The sequence below is a fragment of the Psychrobacter sp. ENNN9_III genome (assembly GCF_001462175.1).
GTDB lineage: Bacteria > Pseudomonadota > Gammaproteobacteria > Pseudomonadales > Moraxellaceae > Psychrobacter.
Map to the genome: position 1 here is coordinate 1 of NZ_LNUO01000132.1, position 5,348 is coordinate 5,348.

The 5,348-nt window shown below is 41.6% G+C and carries 5 protein-coding genes; 2 read left to right on the top strand and 3 right to left on the bottom strand.

From position 1 onward, the window contains the following. Positions 1–70 precede the first annotated feature (70 nt). From PENNN9_RS08070 to PENNN9_RS08080, 3 genes are all read right to left on the bottom strand, one after another. A complete protein-coding gene (locus PENNN9_RS08070) occupies positions 71–748 on the bottom strand; it encodes a DUF2057 family protein (protein WP_413771741.1) in 678 nt (225 codons plus the stop codon). 129 nt (positions 749–877) lie between these two features. Beyond that, complete coding sequence (gene hda / locus PENNN9_RS08075; RefSeq protein WP_058369189.1) at positions 878–1,681, bottom strand: DnaA regulatory inactivator Hda; 804 nt, start codon at positions 1,679–1,681, stop codon at positions 878–880. 320 nt (positions 1,682–2,001) lie between these two features. Then, positions 2,002–3,108: an AI-2E family transporter gene (locus PENNN9_RS08080; RefSeq protein ID WP_058369190.1), complete on the bottom strand. Its 1,107-nt coding sequence runs from the start codon at positions 3,106–3,108 to the stop codon at positions 2,002–2,004. A gap of 361 nt (positions 3,109–3,469) precedes the next feature. Between PENNN9_RS08080 and purM the strand changes: the two genes are divergently transcribed. Both purM and purN read left to right on the top strand, forming a co-directional pair. After that, positions 3,470–4,531, top strand: a complete 1,062-nt coding sequence (gene purM, locus PENNN9_RS08085; protein ID WP_058369191.1) for a phosphoribosylformylglycinamidine cyclo-ligase — start codon at positions 3,470–3,472, stop codon at positions 4,529–4,531. Next, entirely contained in the window at positions 4,531–5,223 is a 693-nt protein-coding gene (gene purN / locus PENNN9_RS08090) for a phosphoribosylglycinamide formyltransferase (RefSeq protein ID WP_058369192.1), read from the top strand. The genes purM and purN overlap by 1 nt, the downstream gene beginning before the upstream one ends. Positions 5,224–5,348 lie beyond the last annotated feature (125 nt).

A 5,348-nucleotide genomic window follows, 5' to 3' on the forward strand; every position in this document is an offset into this window, starting at 1 on the left:
AAGCACCTATCATTAGGTGCTTTTTTTATCGCTTATCTTACGAAAACTGTTATTTTACAGAAATCATGCTCTATTTTTGAATCCACTGACGCATTTTCTCGCGCTCAGCAGGTGTGGCATTAAGCCAGATCTGCATAAAGCTATCAAGGGTATCTATAGACTGTGTTGTAGTTGTAGAGCTTACCGTACCAGTGTTCACTCTAGGCTGAGTGGTCGCTACTTGTGGTGTACTTGGCTGTTCTATTGCAGCGATAGCGCGCTGATTCTGTAGCTCAGCATTGCTACTACCACCGAATACGCCGCCTAGAGCCTGTCCTATACCTGAAAGTAACCCACCTTTATTACCGCCAAGGCTTTGTTGACTTGCAACCACTGTGTCATTATTTAGTATAGCTAGCGTTGGACGTTCAGCATATTCTTTAGCTGCTTCATAGTCTTCTGGCTGATTGGGCATGGCCAAACGGTATGTCTGATTGTCTGCCAACTCTGCTGTTATGCTGATGTTGCCTGAACGCAGATAGTCATGCTGATCTCGAGGTAATTTATATAAACGATCGTATTTAGCAGTGATAGCATGCTGGCCTGGCTGCAGAGTAAACGTCTTCGTTAAGGGTTGGAATGCACTTTGTTTGACTTCCTGCCCGTTGATAGCCGTTACTTTGATATGATCATCAACGTTTAGAGTGACTGCTGCATGTGAGAGCATAGATACCGAACCTATGCTGACGAATAGTGTACTAATGGTCATTTTTTTGAGCAAAGAGGCAGAGATTTTCATAAGACATCCTATCCACGATAAAAAGTTTGGTGAGAAAATTAGCAATTATAGCGTTAAGCTATCTATCTTTAATAAGCTTTCTTTAGTGAGTTTTGACATCTAAAAATCTAAAGGTATTGTATGATTGTCATTATTTGCCGCTTCACTGTCTTCATGGGCTTCTTGTGCGATATCAGCAAGCTCGGCAGCAAGCGTTTGCTCATCAATAGTACGTAGCGCATCACTTATGACTGCTTTTGATATATTGCTACGTCCAAGATTAGAGAACATTGGCTGAATATAATTTAGCACTTCCATCATCGCCCCGATACGATGCGGACCTTCGGTAAGCAAATGGTCAATGATACGCTGATCGAACTGCCAACCTCGCCTACGCAAGATAGATTGAAGTAGTGCTTGACGATCTGCTAACTCATGACCATTAGGTACTTTAAAAGTAGGCGCTTGCGCTAAACGTGTCAATAAGTCAGTTAGCTGAAATGGCAGCTCACTGGCTGGCCTATTAGCAGCGAATAGCAACTGACGCTGCCCTTCTCGGCTACGGTTTATCAAATGAAATAGTGCTTCTTGCCATTGACTGCTATGTTCTAGTACTTCCAAATCATCAATAGCGATAAGATCAAAGTTTTCTAAAGATGACAGCACATGGACATCAGTGTGAATCAACTCATTAAGCGACAAACAAATTGCTGTCTTGTCCATCTCGATAAACGACTCACAAATAGCCGATAGTAGGTGGGATTTGCCAGTAGCAGGGCTACCAAATAAGTACAGCTGTCCTATCAGGCCGACATGTAGTTGCCGTACTGCATCAATAATCGACATCCAACCTGGACCTGCAAAGTCACTAAGACTTGCATCGTGTTTAATGTCCAAATTAAGACTTAGCTGTGCTTCTGCCATGAATCATCAACTCGTTTTGCATCGCACAAAAAAAAGAAAACACAACATGATAATCGACTTTCTTTTAACTGGCTTAAATACTGTGTAACATGAATTTGCTGCTATTGACTATGACTCTTTTGACTAACGTCTTATTAGCGAACATCTCTTTTAAGAGTAATGAACAAGCAACTGCTATAGTCAATACTGCGCCTATATATAACATATTTATAAAATGACTGACAACTCTTTTACTCACTAACCTACATTAACCACTCACCTAGGAGCTACCATCTGACCAGCGCTATCAATGTAGGCTATAAGCTGCAATATTATATGACTTATCTTTTTTCGAATAAGTTTAACTGCTTACGTCCTTTATAAAGATCAGTAGAACGGTAATAATCATATAAATGATGAAACAATACATTGAGTACAGCGGATACAGGCAAGGCAATCAACATACCGACGAACCCTAATAGACTTGCCCCTGCCAATACTGCAAATATTACCCAAAGCGGTGATAAGCCAATCTTATCCCCTAACAACAAGGGCTGTAAAATATAACCTTCTGCCGCTTGACCTACCAAAAATGCCCCCACTATCAAAGACAGATAAGTCCAATTTAAACCAAACTGGAATAGACAAGCGATAATAGCAGCAATAAAACCAAGCCCAAAGCCTAAATAAGGGACAAAGCTTGCGATGCCTGCGCCCATACCAATGATTATACCAAGCTCAAGCCCAATCAATTGTAATTGTACAGCATAAATGATTCCTAATAGTACCATGACCAGTAACTGACCTTTGATAAAAGCCATCAACGCCCGATCACACTCTTGAGCAATCTCGATGACTGTCTTGCAATAAGCAGTAGGAATAGCGACTTTCCAGCTAAGCAAACGTTTGTCCCAATTAAACAAAAAGTAAAAGGTTAAAATGGGGACTAGCACGATAAGTCCAGCACTATTAATAAAATTCATACTTGAGGCGATTATTTGACTCATCCAACTACTGGCGTCCGAAAACCTATAATGCGTTTGCATATAGTCCATCAATGTCTCAGACAACCCTTTTGCCTCCAACTCTGGTAGGCGATAGCGAGTATTGGCACTAAACCATTCGCGCACAACCTCATCATACCAACTCAAAATCTTAGGTAGATACTCCCAAGCAGCTTGTAGTTGATGCCACAATGTTGGCACAATCCACCAAAGTACCAGTATCATACTTAACGTCAATATGGCATAGACAATGATGATTGCTATCCAGCGTCTAACATACTTCGATAAACGTTTGACCAATGGATTTAATAAATACGCCAATATAAAAGCAATTACGAACGGTATAATGACCGGTATCATTAAATACAACAAAAATAGGGTTATGACAATAGCAACGACGATAAATAAGCGCCGAAAAAATGGATCTATCGGTTGGTTTATCATTAAGGACAATCCTACAATTAATCTGATTTAAAATGATAACGTTACTAACATCTTAGTATGTCATTTATTAAATAACTTTACTTTAGCAGCCATCATTAGTACGTTAATTTTATAGTTACTTAGGCGTCTTATTATCGCAAAGTACAGTAAAAAAGCAGTCATTTTTTGTGTCTTAGCTTTTTATTTGCGACTTATAGCGAATCTTGGCTAAATATTGGCAAGTTGCTTTGCGAGTATGGTCTATTTTTGGGTATAATGCGCGCACTACATTCAGATTCTGTAATACTGACTGCAACTATTCATTTTGATGAACGACTTCAATTATTGATTCCAATTATCTATCCCCAATTGTGAGATGACTATGAGTGACAAGCCTTCTTTAAGCTACAAAGATGCCGGCGTTGATATTGATGCAGGCGATGCGTTGGTTCAACGAATCAAATCCGTAGCAAAAGCCACTACTCGCCCTGAAGTTGTGGGTGGTCTAGGCGGTTTCGGCGCGTTATGTCGTATTCCGACAGGGTATACTTCTCCGTTACTGGTCTCTGGTACTGATGGTGTCGGTACCAAGCTTAAATTGGCATTACAATTAAACCGTCATGACACTATTGGTATTGATTTGGTCGCCATGTGTGTTAATGATTTATTAGTATGCGGTGCAGAGCCGTTATTCTTTTTAGATTATTATGCGACTGGTAAGCTGGATGTCGATGTAGCGGCAACTGTGGTCACTGGCATCGGTGATGGTTGCAAGCTTGCCAATTGCGCACTTATCGGTGGCGAAACGGCTGAGATGCCAGGCATGTATCAAGATGATGATTATGACTTAGCAGGTTTTTGTGTCGGCGTAGTCGAAGAAAGCGAAGTCATCACTGGTGAAAATGTCAGCGAGGGCGATGTGTTAATCGCACTTGCTTCAAGTGGCGCGCACTCAAATGGCTACTCTCTTGTACGTAAAGTCATTGAGGTAAGCGGTGTTGATGTCACTAGCAGCAATGAGCAGCTAGATGGCCAGCCTATCCAAGATGCCCTAATGGCACCGACTCGTATCTACGTAAAAGCCATTAAAGCTTTGCAAGACACGCTTGGTAGCTCGGCTTTACATGCAATGTCACACATTACTGGTGGCGGCTTAACAGACAATCTACCACGGGTATTACCAGATAATTTGGCCGCTAGCATTGACACAAATAGCTGGCAGTTCTCAGAACTATTTACGTGGCTACAAACCCAAGGTAATATCGAGCAAAGCGAGATGTATCGCACCTTTAATTGCGGGGTTGGTTTTGTCATCGTGGTACCAAAAGACAAAGCTGATATCGCTATTAAGACTCTAAATGATGCTGGCGAAACAGCATGGCAATTAGGTGAAATGGTCGAGCGTGGCTCTAACAACAGTGCGGACGCAGTGGTGTACCGTTAATGACAGACAGTAACGAAAAAGGCAGTCATAAGCCATTACGCGTGGCTGTTTTAGTGTCAGGCAGTGGTAGCAATTTACAAGTCTTAATAGACGCGACGCAAGAAGGCTCGTTACCGATTGAGATCGTCGGTGTCATTAGTAATCGCGAGGATGCTTATGCCATCACACGGGCAAAAGACGCCTCTATTCCAGTAGCGGTGTTGTCACACGTCACAAGCGGCAAACGCATGGGGATCAAGACCTTTGAAACTCACGCCAGTGCCCAGTTAGCGACATGGCAACCTGACCTGATCGTTTTAGCTGGTTTTATGCGGGTACTAAGTGCCAAATTTATCGACGATATGCCAGCTCCAATGATTAATCTACATCCTGCTTTATTGCCGGCCTATAAAGGACTTGATACGCATCAACGCGTCATACAGGCAGGTGAGCGTCAGCATGGATGTAGTATTCATGTGGTCACAGCTGAGCTTGATGCAGGTGCTGTTCTGACTCAAGCACTGCTAGAAATCAATCATAAAGATACTGCTGATAACTTGCAGACACGTGTACAAAAGCTTGAGCATCAACTGTTGCCTTGGACGATCTTGCTAATATCTAAAGGTGTCTTATCGTTGAACAACGAGCAATTATCAACACAGCAACACACCTATATGCCGACATTACCTTTGAAGCTATATTTAAACAGTTAAAGCAATGGCAAGAAGCAAAAAAAGATATTAACCATTTAAAACTATCAATCATAAAAAAGCCCAGCCATTCATACTTTGAACAGTTAAAGCAATGGCAAGAAGCAAAAAAAGATATTAACCATTTA

What these genes read in the sequence shown, in the direction of transcription:
- PENNN9_RS08080 (WP_058369190.1), bottom strand. Translation starts at nt 3,108, where the DNA reads ATGATAAACCAACCGATAGATCCATTTTTTCGGCGCTTATTTATCGTC.
- hda (WP_058369189.1), bottom strand. Translation starts at nt 1,681, where the DNA reads ATGGCAGAAGCACAGCTAAGTCTTAATTTGGACATTAAACACGATGCA.
- PENNN9_RS08070 (WP_413771741.1), bottom strand. Translation starts at nt 748, where the DNA reads ATGACCATTAGTACACTATTCGTCAGCATAGGTTCGGTATCTATGCTC.
- purM (WP_058369191.1), top strand. Translation starts at nt 3,470, where the DNA reads ATGAGTGACAAGCCTTCTTTAAGCTACAAAGATGCCGGCGTTGATATT.
- purN (WP_058369192.1), top strand. Translation starts at nt 4,531, where the DNA reads ATGACAGACAGTAACGAAAAAGGCAGTCATAAGCCATTACGCGTGGCT.